At 70.9% G+C, this 19,070-nt stretch carries 17 protein-coding genes; 7 read left to right on the forward strand and 10 right to left on the reverse strand.

Annotation, left to right across the window (positions count from 1 at the left end; translation table 11 throughout):
* Positions 1–121: 121 nt before the first annotated feature.
* Positions 122–1,018, forward strand: a complete 897-nt coding sequence (locus tag BJ988_RS18705; RefSeq protein WP_179659451.1) for a LysR family transcriptional regulator — start codon at positions 122–124, stop codon at positions 1,016–1,018.
* Here the strand turns inward: BJ988_RS18705 and BJ988_RS18710 are convergent.
* Positions 1,015–1,959: an AraC family transcriptional regulator gene (locus BJ988_RS18710; RefSeq protein ID WP_179659452.1), complete on the reverse strand. Its 945-nt coding sequence runs from the start codon at positions 1,957–1,959 to the stop codon at positions 1,015–1,017. The two genes, BJ988_RS18705 and BJ988_RS18710, sit on opposite strands and share 4 nt — an antisense overlap.
* A gap of 188 nt (positions 1,960–2,147) precedes the next feature.
* Between BJ988_RS18710 and BJ988_RS18715 the strand changes: the two genes are divergently transcribed.
* Both BJ988_RS18715 and BJ988_RS18720 read left to right on the forward strand, forming a co-directional pair.
* Entirely contained in the window at positions 2,148–2,723 is a 576-nt protein-coding gene (locus BJ988_RS18715; RefSeq protein ID WP_179659453.1) for a flavin reductase family protein, read from the forward strand.
* A 35-nt stretch (positions 2,724–2,758) separates the two neighbouring features.
* Positions 2,759–4,342, forward strand: a complete 1,584-nt coding sequence (locus BJ988_RS18720; RefSeq protein WP_179659454.1) for a 4-hydroxyphenylacetate 3-hydroxylase family protein — start codon at positions 2,759–2,761, stop codon at positions 4,340–4,342.
* Positions 4,343–4,388: 46 nt separating this feature from the next.
* Here BJ988_RS18720 and BJ988_RS18725 read toward each other — a convergent pair whose 3' ends face one another.
* A complete protein-coding gene (locus BJ988_RS18725; RefSeq protein ID WP_179659455.1) occupies positions 4,389–4,724 on the reverse strand; it encodes a hypothetical protein in 336 nt (111 codons plus the stop codon).
* 56 nt (positions 4,725–4,780) lie between these two features.
* Here BJ988_RS18725 and BJ988_RS18730 point away from each other — a divergent pair, with 56 nt between their 5' ends.
* Positions 4,781–5,239, forward strand: a complete 459-nt coding sequence (locus BJ988_RS18730) for a MarR family winged helix-turn-helix transcriptional regulator (protein ID WP_179659456.1) — start codon at positions 4,781–4,783, stop codon at positions 5,237–5,239.
* 118 nt (positions 5,240–5,357) lie between these two features.
* Positions 5,358–6,113, forward strand: coding sequence for an SDR family NAD(P)-dependent oxidoreductase (locus tag BJ988_RS18735; protein WP_179659457.1), 756 nt, complete (start codon positions 5,358–5,360; stop codon positions 6,111–6,113).
* Between the two features lie 16 nt (positions 6,114–6,129).
* On the opposite strand, the gene BJ988_RS18740 is transcribed toward BJ988_RS18735, so the two are convergent.
* Positions 6,130–6,477 carry an ArsR/SmtB family transcription factor gene (locus BJ988_RS18740; protein WP_179659458.1) on the reverse strand — a complete coding sequence of 116 codons (348 nt, stop codon included), beginning with the start codon at positions 6,475–6,477 and terminating at the stop codon, positions 6,130–6,132.
* A gap of 89 nt (positions 6,478–6,566) precedes the next feature.
* On the opposite strand from BJ988_RS18740, the gene BJ988_RS18745 reads away from it, so the two are divergent.
* On the forward strand, positions 6,567–7,889 hold the full coding sequence (locus BJ988_RS18745) for an NAD(P)-binding domain-containing protein (protein ID WP_179659459.1): 1,323 nt from the start codon (positions 6,567–6,569) through the stop codon (positions 7,887–7,889).
* Here BJ988_RS18745 and BJ988_RS18750 read toward each other — a convergent pair.
* Both BJ988_RS18750 and BJ988_RS18755 read right to left on the reverse strand, forming a co-directional pair.
* On the reverse strand, positions 7,876–8,325 hold the full coding sequence (locus BJ988_RS18750) for an arsenate reductase ArsC (protein WP_179659460.1): 450 nt from the start codon (positions 8,323–8,325) through the stop codon (positions 7,876–7,878). The two genes, BJ988_RS18745 and BJ988_RS18750, sit on opposite strands and share 14 nt — an antisense overlap.
* A 30-nt stretch (positions 8,326–8,355) precedes the next feature.
* On the reverse strand, positions 8,356–9,027 hold the full coding sequence (locus tag BJ988_RS18755) for an arsenate reductase/protein-tyrosine-phosphatase family protein (protein WP_179659461.1): 672 nt from the start codon (positions 9,025–9,027) through the stop codon (positions 8,356–8,358).
* Between the two features lie 135 nt (positions 9,028–9,162).
* On the opposite strand from BJ988_RS18755, the gene arsB reads away from it, so the two are divergent.
* Entirely contained in the window at positions 9,163–10,209 is a 1,047-nt protein-coding gene (gene arsB / locus BJ988_RS18760; RefSeq protein WP_246322012.1) for an ACR3 family arsenite efflux transporter, read from the forward strand.
* Here arsB and BJ988_RS18765 read toward each other — a convergent pair.
* The 5 genes from BJ988_RS18765 to benC form a co-directional block, all read right to left on the reverse strand.
* On the reverse strand, positions 10,150–10,896 hold the full coding sequence (locus tag BJ988_RS18765) for an alpha/beta hydrolase family protein (RefSeq protein WP_179659463.1): 747 nt from the start codon (positions 10,894–10,896) through the stop codon (positions 10,150–10,152). The genes arsB and BJ988_RS18765 overlap by 60 nt on opposite strands.
* Positions 10,893–12,149: a benzoate/H(+) symporter BenE family transporter gene (locus BJ988_RS18770; RefSeq protein WP_179659464.1), complete on the reverse strand. Its 1,257-nt coding sequence runs from the start codon at positions 12,147–12,149 to the stop codon at positions 10,893–10,895. Before BJ988_RS18770 ends, BJ988_RS18765 begins: the two co-directional genes overlap by 4 nt.
* A complete protein-coding gene (locus tag BJ988_RS31415) occupies positions 12,146–14,869 on the reverse strand; it encodes a LuxR C-terminal-related transcriptional regulator (RefSeq protein ID WP_218860970.1) in 2,724 nt (907 codons plus the stop codon). The genes BJ988_RS18770 and BJ988_RS31415 overlap by 4 nt, the downstream gene beginning before the upstream one ends.
* Positions 14,870–14,888: 19 nt before the next feature.
* Positions 14,889–16,184, reverse strand: a complete 1,296-nt coding sequence (locus BJ988_RS18780; protein ID WP_179659465.1) for an MFS transporter — start codon at positions 16,182–16,184, stop codon at positions 14,889–14,891.
* A gap of 73 nt (positions 16,185–16,257) precedes the next feature.
* A complete protein-coding gene (benC, locus tag BJ988_RS18785) occupies positions 16,258–19,062 on the reverse strand; it encodes a benzoate 1,2-dioxygenase electron transfer component BenC (protein WP_179659466.1) in 2,805 nt (934 codons plus the stop codon).
* Between the last annotated feature and the right edge of the window lie 8 nt (positions 19,063–19,070).

The following is a 19,070-nucleotide window of genomic DNA, read 5'->3' on the forward strand; positions in this document are numbered from 1 at the left end:
GTCGGCCGAGTTGGCAATGCGGTGCCAACTCGGCCGACGTACGTGACGCCTCGGCCGACGGGGGTGACGCCTCGGCATTCTTATTACCGCCGGGCGACTGAGACTCTGCGAATATGAGTGCATGGAGCTGCGCCATCTTCGTTACTTCGTCGCGGTCGCCGAGGAGCGCCACTTCGGCCGGGCGGCCGCGCGGCTCCACATGGCGCAGCCACCGTTGTCGCAGCAGATCCGGCAGCTCGAGGCCGAGCTCGGGCTGACCCTGCTCACCCGGACGACGCGACGGGTCGACCTGACCCCGGCAGGGGCGGCGTACCTGGAACGGACGCGGGAGATCCTCGGCGCCGTGGACGCCGCCGCCCACGAGGCGGCCAGCATCGCCTCGGGTCGGCGCGGACGCCTGCTGATCGGATGCGTCGGGTCGGCGACGTACTCGCTGCTCCCGGCCCTCGCCCGCACCCTGCGCGCCGAGCTGCCCGAGGTCGAGTTCGGCTTCCGGGGCGAGATGCTCTCGCCGGACCAGGCCGCGGCGCTCACCGACGGCACCCTCGACCTCGGCCTGCTCCGGCCCCTGCCCACGGGCAACTCCGGGGGCCCCGGCCTCTCGATCACCCACCTCCGCCAGGAGAGCCTGCTGGTGGCGATGCCCAAGGACCACCGGTTCGCCGGCCGTCGTCGCGTACGCATCGCCGATCTCGACGGCGAAGGCCTCGTCATCCATGCCGGCAGCGGCCGCTCGGCGATGAACGCGACGATCCAGGGCCTCTTCGACTCCGCCAGGATCCGCACCCACATCGCCCACGAGGTCGCCGAGACCTCCACCCTGGTCACGTTCGTGGCCGCCGGTCTCGGGGTCGCCATCGTGCCCGAGCCGACCGCGGCCCTCGCCGTCCCCGGCGTCGTCTACGTCCCCCTCACCGGCACCCCCGGCGTCGAGCTCGTCGCCGCGACCCGCGCCGGTGAGGAAAGCCCGCTGCTCGACCGGGCGCTGGCCCTCCTGGCGAGTCTCAGCGCCGACTAGCGACAGCGCAGGGTCTGCGAAGGGGCTACGCCGTAGGCCTGCCGGTAGGCGGCGGCGAAGCGGCCGAGGTGGGTGAAGCCCCAGCGGTAGGCGACCTCGGCGACCGTGTCGCCGCGGCTGGCGAGCAGGTCGGCGTGGACCCGCTCGAGGCGGATCTCCTGCAGCTTCTGGGTCGGCGTGCGGCCGAGGTAGCGCTGGAAGCCCTGCTGGAGCCGGCGGATGCCGACGTCGGCCTCGCGGGCCAGGTCGGAGGCGGCCCACTCGCGCGCCGGGTCGGCCTCCATGGCCTCGACGACGCGGGAGACGATGCGGGGCTGGACGGAGCCGACGGCCGGCTCCTCGGGAAAGCAGGCGGCGACGAAGGCGGCGGTCAAGGTGCCGGCCAGGCGGGTCCTGACCCGCTCGTCGCCGACAAGGGCCGGGTTGCGCATGGCCTCGGTGCCGAGGGAGCCGAGCAGGCCGATCCAGGCACGGGCACCGTGGCCCCGCAGGTCGAGCTGGGCGGGCAGCCGGTCGGTGTGCAGGCCGACCAGGGCCGCCACCTCCTCGACCAGATAGTCACGGTCGACCCGCATCCCGACGATCGAGCAGTCGGCCGACCACCGCGTCATCTTGGTCGGCCGGTCGGGAGGACACACCGTCGCCTGGCCGTCGAGCGAGAGCACGTGGGCGCCACCGACGTTGGCCTCGAGCACACCGCTGCGCGGGACGTTGACCGCCCAGGCGCCCGGGTGGTCCGACTCCACCGAGACCTCCGCGCCCCAACCGATCCGGGTCAGCCGGACAGGGCCGAGATCGACCGCACGCAGCACCGCCGGCCGCGCGGCCCGACCGCGCATGGTCAGGGCATGCGGGAAGTAGGCCCGGGCGACCTCGTCGGAGAAGGTCTCCATGTCTCCGGACGCCCCGGACGACGCGGTGAGAGTGCCGGTCACGCTCATCTGCCACCCCCTAGTGACGTCCTTCACATTAACAGCGCAACCGCCCGTCGCCGAGAGCGTACGGAAACCGTGTGCGCAATCCGGACAGCCCGTTCGCCGAGCGGATCGCCGCCCTCGTGATCCGGATCTAGCGTCGTCCTCCAACGTGATCGCCGCCACATCTCGCGGCCCGACGAAGGAGGAGCTCCATGGACCCACGCACCCTGCGGTCGACCTTCGGCCGCTTCGCGACCGGTGTCACCGTGATCACCTGCCGCACCCCTGACGGCGCGCACCACGGCGCGACGGTGACGGCCTTCACGCCGATCTCGCTCGACCCGCCCCTGGTTCAGGTCGCTCTGACTCGTACGTCCAAGGCGGCCGCCTACCTCGATGGCGCCGCCTTCGCGGTCAACGTGCTCGCGGCGGACCAGAGCGACGTCGCCATGCACTTCGCCGGACGCCCCAGCAGCGACCAGCTCCCCTGGCGCGAGGGCGTCACGGCGCCACGACTCGGCGGGACGGCGGCGACGCTGGTCTGCCGTCCGTGGCGTGCCGACGACGGCGGGGACCACCTGCTGTTCCTCGGAGAGGTCGTCGAGGTGATCACCACCGACCGAAAGCCGCTGCTCTTCCACGACAGCGCCTTCCACCAGATCGGCAACCCCACCTCCGAGGTCGTCTGGCTCGGCTGCCAGGACGACCCGAACACCGGCTGGTTCGACGCGACCTCGTCGTTCACCGCCATCGCGGCTCCCGCGATCCCGCGGTCCACCCACTACTGATGCCAACCCCGATATCCAGACCAAGGAGAGACACGATGACCGACACCCTCGCCCCCGAGTCCCTGCCCGACGGCCCTCCGACCGTCAACCCGGCCGCCGGCTCACCGGTCAACCAGCAGACCAACTTCGCCTCCCGGCCGATGACCGGCGACGAGTACATCGAGAGCCTGCGCGACGGCCGCGAGATCTACCTGCACGGCGAGCGGGTCGAGGACGTCACCACGCACCCGGCCTTCCGCAACCCGGTGCGGATGACGGCGCGCCTCTACGACGCGCTCCACACCGGACCGCACGTCGATGAGCTCACCGTGCCGACCGACACCGGCAACGGCGGCGTCACGATGCCGTTCTTCAAGACCCCGACCTCCTCGGCCGACCTGCTCAAGGAACGCGACGCGATCGCGCGCTGGGCCCGGATGACCTACGGCTGGATGGGCCGCTCCCCCGACTACAAGGCCAGCTTCCTCGGCACCCTGCACGCAAACAAGGAGCTCTACGCCCCGTTCCAGGACAACGCCGAGCGTTGGTACCGCGAGTCCCAGGAGAAGGTCCTCTACTGGAACCACGCGATCATCAACCCGCCGGTCGACCGCCAGCTGCCGCCGGACGAGGTCGGCGACGTCTACATGAAGGTCGAGAAGGAGACCGACGCCGGCCTGATCGTCTCCGGCGCGAAGGTGGTCGCGACCGGCAGCGCGATCACCAACTACAACTTCATCGCCCACTACGGCCTGCCGATCCGCAAGAAGCAGTTCGCGCTGATCTGCACCGTCCCCATGGACGCTCCCGGCATCAAGCTGATCTGCCGCTCCTCCTACACCGAGCAGGCCGCGAAGAACGGCGAGCCGTTCGACTATCCGCTGTCGAGCCGGATGGACGAGAACGACACCATCTTCATCTTCGACAAGGTGCTCGTGCCCTGGGAGAACGTCTTCATGTACGGCGACGTGGACCGGATCAACTCCTTCTTCCCGCAGTCAGGGTTCCTGCCGCGGTTCACCTTCCAGGGCTGCACGCGCCTGGCCGTCAAGCTCGACTTCATCGCCGGCCTGCTGATGAAGGCGCTCGACGCCACCGGCTCGGGTGGCTTCCGCGGCGTACAGACCCGGGTGGGTGAGGTGATCGGCTGGCGCAACCTGTTCTGGTCGCTGACCGAGTCGATGGCCCGCGACCCCGAGCCATGGGTCGGCGACGCTGTCATCCCGAAGCTCGAGTACGGCCTGACGTACCGGATGTTCATGATCCACGGCTATCCGCGGGTCAAGGAGATCATCGAGCAGGACGTCGCCTCCGGGCTGATCTACCTGCCCTCGGGCGCCGCCGACTTCAAGAGCCCCGAGGTCCGGCCCTACCTGGACAAGTACGTCCGTGGCTCCAACGGCATCACCGCCGTCGAGCGCGTCAAGGTCATGAAGGCGCTGTGGGACTCGATCGGCTCCGAGTTCGGCGGGCGTCACGAGCTCTACGAGCGCAACTACTCCGGCAACCACGAGAACGTGAAGGCCGAGCTCCTCTTCGCCGCCCAGAACCGGGGCGGGGTAGACGCGATGAAGGGTCTGGCTGACGAGTTCTTGGCCGAGTACGACCTGGACGGCTGGACCGTGCCCGACCTGTTCTGACCTGCTCCATCCCGCTGAGGGCGACGCCTCGATCGCGGCGTCGCCCTCAGCGCAGCACGAACCAGAGACCGACGACGGAGGGCACGATCCCGAGGATCAGCCACGGCGTGATCGGGCTGCGACGGTGGATGAGGAAGCCGCCGGCCAGACCGAGCACCCCGAAGGCCGCCGCGATGACGCACAGCCCGATCCGTGAGGTCTGGTAGGCCGGATCGATCGCCACCGCCGCGATGACCAGCCCGACCACCAGGTGGGCGACCGTGAACACGACGAGCACGGAGGCGACCCACTGCTGCACGTGCGTGAGCGACTTGTCGTTGACGGTCCGGATCGGGTTGTCCGGGTCCATCAGGTGGCGTGGTCGTCGCGGTTGCTCGTTCACAGTCCCATACTTGCAGGACAACCGTTTGTGCACAAACTATTGGTACGCTAACTCACATGCCGACGAAGAAAGATCCGCTCGCGGAGATCGAGAATCCGCTGGCGCTCGATCAACAGGTCTGCTTCGGCCTGGCCGTCGCCGCCCGTAGCGTCATCGCTCTCTACCGGCCCCTCCTCGAGCCGTTGGGCCTGACCCATCCGCAGTATCTGGTCATGCTGGCCCTCTGGGAGGAGGAGCCGCTCCGCGTCTCCGAGCTGGGCCGGAAGGTCCAGCTCGACCCCGGCACCCTCTCCCCGCTGCTCAAGCGCCTCGAAGTTCAGGGCTACGTACGCCGCGAGCGCAACAAGTCCGACGAGCGCTCGCTCGCCGTCGTCCTGACCGAGCATGGGCGCGCGCTCCGCGACGACGCCGAGAAGATCCCGCGCGCGATCGTCGAGCGGCTCGACATGAGCGTCGACGAGCTCATGGAGCTTCACCGCCGGCTGCTGGAGGTGATCGCCGCAGCAACTCGATGAGCCACCAAGAGGCATAGATCACCTATGCAAATGGAAGAGGGCGCGCCCCCTCAGCGGTACTTGAATGTTGGATCAAATAGCGCCCGGGCCCCGCCCCGGACAATGCGAGGAGGAAGACATGACGTTCGAGAACAAGGTAGCCCTGGTGACCGGAGGCGGTAGCGGACTCGGGGAGGCGATCGCGAAGGAGCTCGCCGAACTGGGCGCGAAGGTCGTGATCACCGACATCGACCTCGACGCCGCGACCCGGGTCGCCGAGGAGATCAAGACCGGCGGTGGCGAGGCGATGCCACTGCGGGCCGACACCTCCATGGCCGAGGACGCAGAGCGCTCGGTCGCCTTCGCCGTCGAGACGTACGGAAAGCTCAACTACGCCGTCAACAACGCCGGTATCGGCGGCGCTGCGGCACCGCTGGGCGAGCTGGACACCAGCGACTGGGACCGCGTCATCGGCATCAACCTCTCCGGCGTTGCCTACGGCCTCCGCTACCAGATCCCCGAGCTGCTCAAGGCGGGCGCCGGCGAGTCCGCCATCGTGAACATGGCCTCGATCCACGGCGAGGTGGCCGCTCCCGGCAACGCCGCCTACACCGCGACAAAGCACGCTGTCGTCGGCCTCACCAAGAACGCCGCCGCCGAGTACGGAGCAGCCGGACTGCGGATCAACGCGGTCGGCCCCGGCTACATCGACACCCCGCTGATCCAGGCCACGGCCGACGACAGCGCTCAGGAGGCCCTGGCCGCCAAGCACCCGCTGGGCCGGCTCGGCCGCCCCGAGGAGATCGCCACGGTCGTCCGCTTCCTGCTCTCCGAGGACGCCTCGTTCGTCACCGGTGCGTACTGGCTGATCGACGGCGGCTACACCGCGGTCTGACCCGGGCGCTCAACCCTCATCGGGACGCCAGCGCCCCCGCAAGGGAGTCGAGAACGCCGGGGACGATCGAGAAGTAGGCCCAGCGGCCGCGTTGCTCGCGGGTGACCATCCCGGCCTCGACCAGCAGCTTCATGTGATGGGAGACCGTCGGCTGGGACAGCCCCACCGGCTCGGTGAGGTCGCAGACGCACGCCTCCTTGTCGTCGGCGGCCGCGATGATCGAGAGCAGCTTGACCCGGTTGGGGTCGCCGAGCGCCTTGAACATCCGCGCCAGCGCCTCGGCCTGGTCGTCCTCGAGGACGCCTGCGGTCACCGGCGAGCAGCACGCGACGGCGGCGGACGGAAGCACGGGGAGAGCGGTCATGGGGAACAGTCTACCCGGAAACATTGACGAACGTCGATACGTGATCTAGTGTCGCCCACATATCGACGTTCGTGAATCTGAGGAGCATCATGACCGACCTGCCTGTTGCCGTCATCGGCGCCGGACCCCAGGGCCTCGCGGCCGCAGCCCATCTCCTCGAGCGTGGTCTCACCCCGCTCGTGCTCGAGCAAGGAGCGGAGCCGGTTGCGGCGGTCGCCGAGTGGGGCCACGTACGCCTCTTCTCGGCCTGGCCCGAGCTCGTCGACAAGGCCGCCGCCCGGCTGCTCGAGCCGACCGCCTGGGAAGCCCCGGCCCAGGGCTACCCCACCGGCGCGCAGTGGCGTGAGCGCTACCTCGTCCCGCTCGCCGACGCACTCGGCGACCACATCCGCTACCAGGCCACGGTCACCGGCGTCTCCCGCAAGGGCCGCGACCGTCTGGTCGACGCCGACCGCGCCGAGCAGCCCTTCGTCCTCCACGTGACCGGCGCCGACGGCTCCGAGGAGCGCCTCGAGGCGCGGGCCGTCATCGATGCCTCCGGCACTTGGCGCCGGCCCAACCCGGCCGGTGCCGACGGGCTCTCGGCGCTCGGGGAGCGCGCGGCGCACGCCGCGGGCGTGCTCGGCTACGCCGTGCCGAACCACGCCGACCCCGAGGCGTACGCAGGCCGGCACACGGTCGTGATCGGCGCTGGCGACTCCGCCTTCAACGCCGTCAACGAGCTCACCGTCATCGCCAAGGACCACCCGGGAACGAGGATCACCTGGGCGATCCGCCGTGCGGTGTCCACGAACACCTTCGGCGGCGGCGAGGCCGACGAGCTCCCGGAGCGGGGTGCCCTCGGCGTACGGGCCCGGAAGGCCGTCCAGGACGGCACCGTCGAGATGGTGACCGGGTTCCGCACGGAGCGGGTCGACGGAGCCACCCTCATCGCCGAGGACGGCCGCGAGATCGAGGCCGACCAGGTGGTCGTGCTGACCGGATATCGGCCGGACACGAGCTTCCTCAGCGAGATGCGCCTCGACCTCGACCCGACCCTGGAGGCGCCGCGCAACATCGCGGTCCAGATCGACCCCAACCTGCACTCCTGCGGCTCGGTCAGCGCAACCGGCGCCAAGGACCTCGCCCAGCCCGAGCCCGACCTCTACCTGGTCGGTATGAAGTCCTACGGCCGTGCACCGACGTTCCTGGCGATGACCGGCTACGAGCAGGTACGCAGCGTGGTGGCCGAGCTCGCCGGCGACCACGACGCGGCGGCCCGGGTGGAGCTGGAGCTCCCGGACACCGGTGTCTGCGGCGGCGCCGGTGTCTTCGACGACCCGGACAGCGCCAGCGGCGGCAGCTGCTGCGGGGCCCCTGCGCCGAGCGAGGAGCTGATCACGATCAGCAGGGCGCCGATCACGCTCTCGTGATCGGGCGCTCCGGGGGCACGCCGAGCTCGTCGAGCAGGCCGAGCACTCGCTGCTCGATCTCGTCTCGGATGCCGCGTACGTGCTCGATGCCCCCGCCCTTCGGGTCGGTGACCTTCCAGTCCTCGTAGCGCTTGCCGGGATAGAACGGGCAGGCGTCACCGCAGCCCATGGTGATGACCGCGTCGGCGCTCCGGACGACCTCGTCGGTCCAGGGCTTGGGAAACTCCCCGGAGATGTCGATCCCGAGCTCGGCCATGGCCTCGACCGCGACCGGGTTGATGGCGGCGGCCGGTGCGGAGCCCCCGGACCAGCCGATCGCCTTCTCCCCGGCGTAGTGGGTGAAGAAGCCGAGCGCCATCTGCGAGCGGCCGGCATTCTCGACACAGAGAAACAGAACGGCCGGCTTGCTGTCGGTCGCGGATCCGTCGGTGCTCATCGAGTGGTTCTCCTGGTGGGGTGTGTGGGGTCAGGAATCGAAACGGGAGGCGAGCGACCTGATCCGGTGCTCGAGCTCGAGATAGGCGGCGTCGAACGCCTCGGGGCCGTTGCCCACCGGGTCGGGGATCGACCAGTGCAGCTCGCCGCGGGCCTTCGGCGTCTCGTGAGCGCGGTCGCACACGGTGACCACCAGGTCGTCCGGGTCGAGGACGTCATCGAGGTGGCGGGGCTCGACGATCGGAAGCTCCAGGTCGCGGCGGGAGGCGACCGCGACCGCCCCGGGATTGATGTGCTCGGCGGGATGAGTGCCTGCGGAGTCGGCGGGGATCGTGCTGACCTGGCGCCACAGCGCCGCGGCCAGGTGGGATCGCGCCGAGTTGCCGGTGCACACGAACAGGACACGCCTGGGCACCGCCACGGGGGACGCGGTGCCCAGGGTGTCGAGCATGTCCTGCTCGAGGTGCAGGTACGTGCGTCTCCCGTCGCCCTCGGACTGGTGACGGGACACGACGCCTGCGCTCACCAGCGCCTGGACGTGGTGAGCAAACAAGTTCGACGGGACATTCAGCATCCCGGCGAGCTCCGTGGGGGAGGCATCACTCATCTGGAGGCTGTCGACGATCCGAAGCCGCACCGGATCACCGAGCGCCGCATGGATCTTGGCACGGCGCTCCAGCTCCGACTTTCTCTCAACCTCCATTGACTCAATATTGACTGAGCAATCTTCCGCAGTCAAGATGTTCCTGAGATGGCCGACGAAACCGAGGAGCCCCTGGTGACCAACACTGCAGACGCCGCTGTGTCCGACAAGGACCAAGCGCCCGTCCTCCAGCAGATGTCGGTCCTCGACCGGTTCCTGCCGGTCTGGATCCTGGCGGCGATGGCGCTGGGGATCGGACTGGGCCGAGCGATCCCGGGCATGGACCAGGCGCTCGACGCGATCAAGATCGGCTCGGTCAGCCTGCCGATCGCGATCGGCCTGCTGCTGATGATGTATCCGGTGCTGGCCAAGGTGCGCTACCGCCAGCTCGACCGAGTCACCGGCGACCGCAAGCTGCTGATCTCCTCGCTCGTCCTCAACTGGCTCGTCGGGCCGGCCCTGATGTTCGCGCTGGCCTGGCTGCTGCTGCCCGATCTGCCGGAATACCGGACCGGGCTGATCATCGTGGGTCTGGCCAGGTGCATCGCGATGGTGCTGATCTGGAACGACCTCTCCTGCGGCGACCGCGAGGCCGGCGCCGTGCTGGTCGCGATCAACTCCGTCTTCCAGATCCTGGCCTTCGGCGTGCTCGGCTGGTTCTACCTGCAGGTGCTGCCCGGTTGGCTGGGTCTGGAGCAGGTCGACGCCGACTTCTCGTTCTGGACGATCGTCGTCTCGGTCCTCGTCTTCCTCGGGATCCCGCTGCTGGCCGGCTTCCTCACCCGAACGATCGGTGAGCGGAAGATGGGCCAGGAGGCGTACGAGTCGAAGTTCCTGCCGCAGATCGGCCCCGTGGCGCTCTACGGCCTGCTGTTCACCATCGTGATGCTGTTCGCGCTGCAGGGGCACACCATCACCTCACAGCCGCTGGACGTCGTCAGGATCGCGCTCCCGCTGCTGGCCTACTTCTTCCTCATGTTCGGCGGCAGCTTCGCCCTGGGTGCCGGGATCGGGCTGGGATACGAGAAGACGGCCACCCTCGCGTTCACGGCCGCGGGCAACAACTTCGAGCTGGCCATCGCGGTGGCGATCGGCGTCTTCGGGGTCACCTCCGGTGAGGCGCTCGCCGGCGTGGTCGGCCCCTTGATCGAGGTCCCGGTCCTCGTGGCCCTCGTCTACGTCTCACTCTGGCTGCGAGGCCGGATGGCCGACCGCGGAGAGCAGGTGCGACCAGGCCGATGAGGTCGGGTCGCCCCAGACGGAGTGATCGGCGCCGTCGACCATCTCGAGGCGTACGCCGGGATGTGCTGCCGCGTAGCGCTCGGAGATCGCGAGCGGGATGACGGTGTCGGCGGTGCCGTGCAGGATCCGGACCGGGACCCGCGGGGCGAGGCCCAGCGGGTCGGCGGCGGCGTACGCGTCGGGGGTGTCGGCCGGGGTCCCGCCGAGGAATTCCTCCACCGCGCCGTCGCCGAGACCGTCCTCGCTCATCGCGGCCAGTGCGGCGGCGGGGGCGAGGGCCACGACACCCGTGACGAGGGTGCTCGCCCGGGCTGCCGCCCAGAGCGCGAGCTGGCCGCCGGAGGAGTGGCCGACCAGGGTGATCCGGCGGGGCGCGTCGTTATGGATCGTCCACTCCCGACCGCTGAGCTGGATCGACTCGATCGCGGTCTCGACGTCCTCGAACGCCGCTCGCCACTGGCCGGGTCCGTGACGGTACTCCACCGTCACGGTCAGGTGGCCGGCCTCGGCCAGGGCCCGCCCGGCCGGCCAGGTGCGCATCCGGTCGGAGTCACGCCACAGCCCGCCGTGGAGCAGCAGGACGAGCGAGTCGGTCGCCTCGGCCGGCTCGAAGACGTCGGCTACCTGCCGGGCGGTGGCGCCGTAGCGCATGGTCGCGTCGGGATAGGTGGTGTCCGTCGTGGTCATGACTTCTCCTCGCTGTTGTGGCTGTTTCGGCTGCTGCGGCTGCTGCGGCTGTCTCGGCTGCCGCGGTCGAGCAGCACGCTGACCGCGACGCCGACCACCAGTCCCCAGAAGGCGGAGCCGATGTTGAAGACGGTGATGTCGGCGACGGTCACCAGGAAGGTGACCAGCGCGCCGGTGGCGTGGGGTCCGCTGAAGGCGGACTGGAAGGCGCCTTGGAGCGGCTTGAGCATGGCCAGGCCGCCCAGCGCGGCGACGTACGCCTCGGGCATGGTGGTGATGACCCGGACCATGCCGGGGGCGAGCAGGCCGAACCCGATGGCCAGTACGCCGCACCAGACCGCCGCGGCATAGTGCCGCCGCCGTTCTCCCGAGGCAGTGACCAGCGCGTTGGTCGGACCGGCCAGGCACGTGGACACTCCGCCGAGCGGGGCCGCAAGCAGCGACGTCACCCCGCACCAGCCGGTCACCTGGTTCATCCGGGGGTCATGATCAGCGGCACGTAGCACGGCCATGCCCTGGCCGTTCTGGACGACCAGGACGGTGATCAGCAGCGGGATGGTGAGCTCGACGAAGGCGGAGCCGGTGAAGACAGGGGTGGTCCAGACCGGGTCGAGGATCCAGCGCCCGGAGACCTCCACGGCCGGCCGGTCCGCGAGGCTCACCGCGACCGCCCCGACCGCCAGCGCCACCAGCACCGGCGGGAGCCAGCGCGCCAGCCACGGCGCCGCACTGACGGCGACGAAGGCGGCCACCATGGGCCCGGCGACCGCCAGGTCGCGGTCGACGGCGAGGACGAGGTCGGTGCCGAAGCGGAGGAAGACGCCCGCGACCATCGCCATCACGATCGGCATCGGGAGCAGGTGCATGATGCGGTCGACCTGCCGGGTCAGGGCCAGCGCGATCAGCAGCACCGCGGCCATGCAGAACCCGCCGACCGCCTCCGGCCAGGTGGTGCCGGCGGTCATCGCCTGGCCGACGACCACGGTGCCGGGGATCGTCCAGAAGTAGACGAGCGGCTGCCGGCTCCACCGCGAGGCGATGATCGTCAGCACCCCGTTGAGGCAGAAGACCGCGCTCACCCAGGAGGCGACCACACCGGCGGAGAGTCCGGCGCCCTGGCCGACGGCGAGGATCACCGCCACCGGACCGGTGCAGGAGAACAGGAACCCGATGAAGCCGTTGACCAGCTCGTGGCGGCCCAGGTCACGCCTCAGCTCGGTCCGGGGCGCTCGGACGTGGAGATCGGTGCTCATGGCTCCTCCGTCGGCTCGGCCGCCATCGCGGCGAGCTCGGTCCGGCTGCGTACGCCGAGCTTCGCGTAGATGCGGGTCAGGTGGTACTGCACTGTCTTGGGCGAGACGAACAGCTGCGCGGCGACCTCGCGGTTGGAGAGGCCGGAGGCGACCATCTCCGCGACGGTCTCCTCCTGCGGGGTCAGGTCCGCCGGCCCACGCCGGCCGCGCGGGGCCCGCACTCCCCCGGCCCGCACTCCCCCGGCCCGCACTCCCCCGGCGCGCAGCTCCCGCTGGGCGGCGTCGACGTAGGTCACCGCCCCCAGTCCGTCCCACAGGTCGCGGGCAGAGGAGAGCAGCGCCTCGGCGTCGCGACGGCGACCGGCACGACGCAGGGCCTGCCCGTAGGCGAAGGTCACCCGGGCCCGCTCGTAGCGCAGCGGCAGCCCGTCGAGCAGGCCGAGCGCCCGGTCGAAGGTGTCGCGGACCCCGGCGAGGTCGCCCCGCGCGCCGTGCCAGCGGCCTCGGGCGGTGGCCAGACGGGCCTGGGCGGAGCGATGCCGCTCCTCACCGGCACGCGTCTCGTGCGGACGGAGGAACTCGTCGGCCTCGTCGAGCCTGCCCTCTGCGATCAGCGCTGCGGCGTACGTCTCGGCCCAGGGCCAGATGGCCGGCTCGGCCAACGCGCTGCCGGCCGGGGCCTGGGTGAGCGGCTCGAGGATGCGGAGGACGGCACGGAAGTCGCTGCGGGCCTCGGCGATGTGGGCGCGGGCGAGCAGCGCGGGGACGCGCATGATCTCGTAGCCCTGCGCGCCGACCTCGGCGGCACGGGCGGTGCGGGCGGCGTCCTCCCAGCTGCCGCGCAGCAGGTGGGTCTCGGTGGCGGTCCACTCCAGCAGCGGGGTGACCAGGGCGATGCCCGACTCGGCGGCGAGCGCCCGGCCGGCGGCGACCGTCTGCAGGGCCGATTCACCTTCACCGGTCAGAAACTGCACCCGTGCCAGCCAGGCGAGGGCCCACATCGAGATCCGGGTCGACCCGCCGAGGACCCGTGGGTCGGTGACCCCCTCCAGGCGGCTGCGGGCCTCGTCGGGCTCGTCGGTGAGGACATCGAGCCAGCCTCGGCCCATCGTGACCCGCTGGGTCTGGGCGCTGTGCCCGACGCGGCGGGCGGCCGCGGCGTACGCCTCGTGCGCCTCCTCGAACCGGCCCGACATCGCCAGCCCGAGCCCGCGGATCGCCGCCGCCTCGACGCCCGCCGCAGAATCTCGGCCGGCCAGCGCGATCGCCCGGTCGGCCCAGGTGACCAGCTCGTCACCACGGCACAGCGCCAGCGAGTGCAGCACGTGCCGGGTGGCGATCAGTGCGGCGGTCTCCGGCTCCCGGTCGGGGTTGACGATGTCCCAGGCGCGCTTGAGCCGCACCTCGGCCTCGGTGGCGCGACCGCGCAGGATCGCCAGATAGGCGAGCACCGCATCGCGCAGCGGCGTCTCGCGCAGGCCCTCGACCACGGGCACCAGCGCCGCGGCGCCCATGCCGTCGCCCGCCGCGACCAGGGCGTCGACGGAACGGATCAGGCGGTCGTCGCGGCGCACCGGGTCTTCGGTGAGCCGGCTGGAGTCGCGGTAGAGTGCCGCGGCCTGCGCCCAGGCGCCCTCGTCGCCACGCCGCTGCGCCAGCCGGGCGACCTCGTCGGCCAGGTTCGCGTCGGGCATCGGGGTCGCGGCGACGAGATGCCTGGCCCGCCGGACCTCGTCGTCGACGATCGCGGCCGCGCGCTGGTGCGCGTCGGCGGCCCGGCGAGCGCCCATCGCCGTCAGCACGGCGACACCGACCAGCGGCGTACGCCATCGGGGGCGGTGGTCGTGGGTGGCCTCGACGAGCCCGGCAGCGGCCAGCGCGTCGACGGCCGAGAGCGGGTCCTCGAGGTCGGCGAGGGTCGCGGCCTGTCCCAGCGATGCGTCCTCCCCCAGGATCGCGAAGGCCTCGGCGAGGGCGCGCCCGTCGGCGCCGCACCCGGCGAGAGCGAGCTCGACCTTGTCGCGTACGTGGACGGGTGCCGGTAGCTGGGTCTCGGGCCGTGCCCAGCGGTTCGGCGGGAGCTCGTCGAGCAGGGCGACCGCATCGCGCGGGCTGCCCGCCGTGTGACGGGTGAGGACCTCGGCCATCGCGGGGTGCAGGATCCGTCCGCGCAGCGAGGCGAGCTCGCCGACGGCAGCCGCGTCCAACCCCTCGATGCGTACGGTCTCGGCGGCGATCTCCCCGAGGAACGGCGTGCTGCGGGTGGCCGCCAGCACCACCAGCACAGGGGCGTCGCGGTGCCTGCGCAGCGCGGAGGCGATCGCCTGCAGCGAGAGCGTGTCGGCGAGGTCGGCGTCGTCGACCAGGATCAGGCCGGCATCCTCCGCCGAACCAGTGTCGAGGGCTCGCGCGACCAGCGCGTCGGCCGCAGCGACCGGATCCGCAGACGCATCATCTCGACAAGCTCGATACATCGCCTCACCGAGCAGCTGGCGGAGAACGGCACCCGGCGATTCCTGTTCCCAGGCACCGGCACGGGCCATCAGCGCCGTCGTCATGGTCCGGTCCACGAGGCCGCGGATCAGCGCGGTCTTGCCCAGCCCCGGGTCGCCGAGGAGCAGGACGGCGGCAGAGCCTGAGGCACGGGTGAGGGCCAGCCGCGAGGTGAGCTCGTCGAGCTCGTCCTCACGACCGACACACCCGGCTCTCTCTATGAGCACGGTCACACCCTAGGCCCCTTCACGCTGGTACGCCGTCCTCGAGCGCGACGTCCAAGACCGGCTCCTCCGGGGATCGCGGCACGACCGTGGTGACCACCGCACCGAGCACCGCGACGCCCGCGAAGATCTGGAAGGCGGTCGTGCCGCCGACACCGGCGGCGACCAGCGCCCCGCCGATGATCGGTCCGACGATGCCGCCCAGCCGACCGAACCCGGCACACCAGGCGACGCCCGCGCCGCGGGCCCGGGTGGGGTAGAAGTTGGCCACGAGCCCGTAGATGAGCACCTGGGTGCCGATGGTTCCGACGCCGGCGATCGCGACGGCCGGGAACAGCACGGAGAGCGGCAGCCCGAGAGGCAGCAGCAACAGCATGCAGCCGGCGAGCACGAAGGTGGTCGAGACGACCTTCTTGGCCCCGGTGCGGTCCGCGACGTACGAGGCGAGGAGCCCGCCGACGATGGCGCCACCGTTGAGCACCAGCAAGAAGGTGAGCGCGTACGCCTTGCCGTACCCGTTGTCCTCCATGATCTTCGGCAGCCAGGTGTTCAGGCCGTAGGTCAGCAGCAGGCCGGAGAAGCTCATCAACCCGAGCACCGCGGTCGGGAAGGCGAGCGGGCGGCGCGCCAGCGCGCTGAAGCCGACCGCCTCCTGGGCCGCGGGGCCCGTCGCGACCTGGCCGCGGGAGTCGAGCCACAGCTGCGACTCCGGCAGCTTGGCGATGGCGAACGGCAGCAGGAGCACCAGCGGGGCGGCGCCGATCGCCATCAGGATCCGCCAGTTGGAGCCGCTCGGATCGATGATGAGCGCCATCACGGAGGCGGCCACGCCACCGGCGGGGATGCCGCTGTAGACGATCGCGTTGAGCCGGTTCTTCCGCTCCGGCGGCGCGAACTCGGCGACCAGGGCACCGACCGTCGCCAGGATCGCGCCCAGCCCGAGGCCGGTGAGGAAGCGCAGGGTCCCGAAAACGGCGATCGACTCGGCGAACGCGGTCGCGGCCATCCCGAGCGAGAACCAGGTGATGCTGGCGAGCACCACCTTCCGGCGGCCGATCCGGTCGCTGACCGCTCCGGCGCTCAGCGCACCGACGAGCACCCCGACCAGGGCATAGCTGCCCAGCGTGCCTGCCTGGCCCGCGGAGAGCTGCCCGATCTGCCCGGGATCAGCCATGAGGGTCGGCAGCACCGTGCCGTAGACCACGAGGTCGTAGCCGTCGAACATCAGGGCCAGCGCGGAGAGCGCGACGACCCAGGTGAGCTGGCGCCCGCGCTTGGTGCGGGTGATTTCGTCGGTGATTTCGGTGTTGTCTGGCATGGGTGATCTCCATCGGTGACGCGAGCACGCTCGCGGAGGGAGGGATTCGGCCCCGAGAGAGGACCTGGGTGGCTCAGCCGAGGTCACCGCCGGCGACGGGAAGGACCGTGCCGGTGATGTAGGAGGCTTCCTCGGAGGCGAGGAAGCAGATCGCGGCGGCCTGCTCGTCGAGCGTGCCGTAGCGGTGCATCAGTGAGGTCTCGAGGGTCTGGTCGATGTGGGCCTGGAACCATGCCTTCTCGGTGTCGGTACGCGGCTGTGGTGTGCCCCGAGAGATCCGGCGTGGCGGAGCCTCCGTACCTCCCGGGGCCGTCGCGGTCACGCGGATGCCCGCGTCGGCGTACTCCAGCGCGAGCGACGCCGTGATCGCGTTGATCCCGCCCTTCGCGGCGGAGTACGGGATCCGGTGGATGCCTCGGGTGGCGGCCGAGGAGACGTTGACGATGACGCCGTGCCGCTGCTCGACCATGCCCGGCAGAGCCGCCCGGCAGGCGTACAGCGTGGTCATCAGCGACCGGGTGATCTCGGCGTCGATCTGCGCAGGCGTGAACTCGGTGAACGGCTTGAAGTTGATCGCGCCGCCGACGTTGTTGATCAGCACGTCGATCCGGCCGTACGCCGCCAGCGCCTGCTCCACCAGCGCGCTGGCTCCCTCATAGTGCTCGAGGTCGCACTCGACCGCCTTCGCCTTCGCACCCTGGTCGGTGAGCTCGGCGGCGACCTCGCCCGCCAGCGGCGAGCGGTCGGCGAGGACGACGGCGCCGCCCTCGGCGCCCACCCGGCGGGCGACCTGGGCGCCGATGCCCTGGGCCGCTCCGGTGACCACGACGACCTGGCCGGCGAACCGGCCCGGGGTGATGAGCCTCGGCCTGGTCGCCGCGGCCGACTCGGCCATCGCTCGCCGCATCGTCTCCTTGGACCGCTCGCTGTGAGCCTTGATCAGGTCGCGAGCGGCCACGCGGTCGCCGCGCTCGAAGGCCTCGACGATGTCGAGGTGGTCCTGGGTGCACCGCGGGTGGCACCAGGTGGCGTTGCGCAGCACCTCCTCCATCCGCCCCTTGACCCCGAGCGCCTGGTAGGCGGCCAGCAGGTGGCCGTTGCCGGTCAGGGTGAACAGATAGTCGTGGAAGGCCGCGTTCGACTCGGTGTAGCCGTGGGCGTCGAGGAAGCAGTCGCCGTCCACGTACGGCAGGGTGGACTCGGCGAGCAGCCGGTAGCCGGCGAGCTGCTGGGAGTCGAGCCGGCCGATGGTGAGGTCGAGCGCCCCCACCTCCAGCGCCGCCCGCGCCTCGAAGATCGCGTCGGAGGCCGAGATGTCCGGATGCTCCTCACCGATCGTGTAGCCGTCAGCGGTGGTGTCCCCGCCGATCGAGCCGGCCCCTCCGCTGGTCGAGCCGGCCCCTCCGCTGGTCGAGCCGGCCCCTTCGCTGGTCGAGCCGCCGGAGCCGCTAGGCGGAGGCGTGTCGAGACCAACAGAGTCGTCTCGAGCGAACGTCACCTGGCTACCGATGCTCCGTGCCTCGGGGAACTCGATCAGGTCCTCGACCGTGTTGGTCTCGACACGCTCGCTCGCCCTCGGGGTCTGAACGAAGTGGCCCCGACCAACGGGTGCTGATGCCGGCGCGACCAGCTGACCGGCGATCCGGCGTACGACATCGCCATCGTCGCGAGCCACGGCAGCCGATCCGCTGGATCCGAGGTCGAGTGCCGGGAGCATCACCTGCCCCGCGACGGCCCGCGCCTCCGGGTGGGTCTCCAGCTCGACACGTACGCGTGACGCTTCGCCCGACGCGGGTGACGTCTCGGCCGACGCGGGTGACGCCTCGGCAGGGGCTGGCACGGCGAGGGCGAACTTCTCGTAGTAGAAACCGGTGGGCTCGATGCCGGCACCGGAGACGTGCGTACGCACCGCCTCGACCATCGGCGGCGGACCGCAGAGGTAGATCGCGACGTCGCCGTCGTGCAGATGCTCGTCACCGACCAGGCTCGTCACGTAGCCCTTGTTGGCCGCGGTCGAGCCGGGGTCGGAGACGCAGTGGTCCCAGGTGAACCCGGGCAGCCGCGAGACCAGCTCGCCGACCTCGGCCAGCTTGACCAGGTCGTCGTCGGTGCTGACGCCGTAGACCAGCCGGCCGCCGCGATCGCAGCCGTCGACCTCGAGCTGGCGCAGCATCGAGAGCACCGGCGCCAGGCCGGTCCCGCCGGCAAGCATCAGCACCGGCCGGCGCGCCTCGCGCAGGAAGAAGGAGCCGTTCGGCCCGGTGAAGGTGACCTCGTCGCCGACCGCGGCGCGCTCGGTCAGCCAGGTCGACATCGCGCCACCTTCGGTCAGCTTGACCAGGAAGACGAGCCGCTCCTCGCGCGGGGCGTTCGCGAAGGAGTACGAGCGGGTCACCTCGGTGTCCGGAACGGCGATGTTGACGTACTGACCGGGCAGGAAGGCGAGCTCGCCGCGGTTGGGGATGTCGATGGCGAGCTCGACCGTGGTCGGGCTCAGCCGGTCCAGGCCGACGACGGTGCCGGTGTAGCTCGCGGCGCCCGTCTTGGCGACCTCGGAGGTGGTGGCGATCTGCAGCGCCAGGTCCGAGCGCGGCTTCATCGAACAGGGCAGGGCGTACCCGTCGGCGGCCTCCGCGTCGGAGAGGGCGTCCTCGATGTAGGTGCCGCCGTCGTACTCCCCCGACTCGCACAGCGCCTTGCACGTCCCGCAGGCGCCGTCGCGGCAGTCCAGCGGGATGTTGATCCGCTGCCGGTAGGACGCGTCGGCGACGGTCTGGTCCTCACGCACGGTGATGAACCGGGTCACCCCGTCCTCGAAGGAGAGCGCCACCTGGTGGGTCGTGACCCCGGTGGTGGGCTCGGTCTCGATTGCAGTCATGGGAGAAA

This window comes from Nocardioides panzhihuensis, assembly GCF_013408335.1.
Taxonomy (GTDB): domain Bacteria; phylum Actinomycetota; class Actinomycetes; order Propionibacteriales; family Nocardioidaceae; genus Nocardioides; species Nocardioides panzhihuensis.

What these genes read in the sequence shown, in the direction of transcription:
- BJ988_RS18705 (WP_179659451.1), top strand. Translation starts at nt 122, where the DNA reads ATGGAGCTGCGCCATCTTCGTTACTTCGTCGCGGTCGCCGAGGAGCGC.
- BJ988_RS18710 (WP_179659452.1), bottom strand. Translation starts at nt 1,959, where the DNA reads ATGAGCGTGACCGGCACTCTCACCGCGTCGTCCGGGGCGTCCGGAGAC.
- BJ988_RS18715 (WP_179659453.1), top strand. Translation starts at nt 2,148, where the DNA reads ATGGACCCACGCACCCTGCGGTCGACCTTCGGCCGCTTCGCGACCGGT.
- BJ988_RS18720 (WP_179659454.1), top strand. Translation starts at nt 2,759, where the DNA reads ATGACCGACACCCTCGCCCCCGAGTCCCTGCCCGACGGCCCTCCGACC.
- BJ988_RS18730 (WP_179659456.1), top strand. Translation starts at nt 4,781, where the DNA reads ATGCCGACGAAGAAAGATCCGCTCGCGGAGATCGAGAATCCGCTGGCG.
- BJ988_RS18735 (WP_179659457.1), top strand. Translation starts at nt 5,358, where the DNA reads ATGACGTTCGAGAACAAGGTAGCCCTGGTGACCGGAGGCGGTAGCGGA.
- BJ988_RS18740 (WP_179659458.1), bottom strand. Translation starts at nt 6,477, where the DNA reads ATGACCGCTCTCCCCGTGCTTCCGTCCGCCGCCGTCGCGTGCTGCTCG.
- BJ988_RS18745 (WP_179659459.1), top strand. Translation starts at nt 6,567, where the DNA reads ATGACCGACCTGCCTGTTGCCGTCATCGGCGCCGGACCCCAGGGCCTC.
- BJ988_RS18750 (WP_179659460.1), bottom strand. Translation starts at nt 8,325, where the DNA reads ATGAGCACCGACGGATCCGCGACCGACAGCAAGCCGGCCGTTCTGTTT.
- BJ988_RS18755 (WP_179659461.1), bottom strand. Translation starts at nt 9,027, where the DNA reads ATGGAGGTTGAGAGAAAGTCGGAGCTGGAGCGCCGTGCCAAGATCCAT.
- arsB (WP_246322012.1), top strand. Translation starts at nt 9,163, where the DNA reads ATGTCGGTCCTCGACCGGTTCCTGCCGGTCTGGATCCTGGCGGCGATG.
- BJ988_RS18765 (WP_179659463.1), bottom strand. Translation starts at nt 10,896, where the DNA reads ATGACCACGACGGACACCACCTATCCCGACGCGACCATGCGCTACGGC.
- BJ988_RS18770 (WP_179659464.1), bottom strand. Translation starts at nt 12,149, where the DNA reads ATGAGCACCGATCTCCACGTCCGAGCGCCCCGGACCGAGCTGAGGCGT.
- BJ988_RS18780 (WP_179659465.1), bottom strand. Translation starts at nt 16,184, where the DNA reads ATGCCAGACAACACCGAAATCACCGACGAAATCACCCGCACCAAGCGC.
- benC (WP_179659466.1), bottom strand. Translation starts at nt 19,062, where the DNA reads ATGACTGCAATCGAGACCGAGCCCACCACCGGGGTCACGACCCACCAG.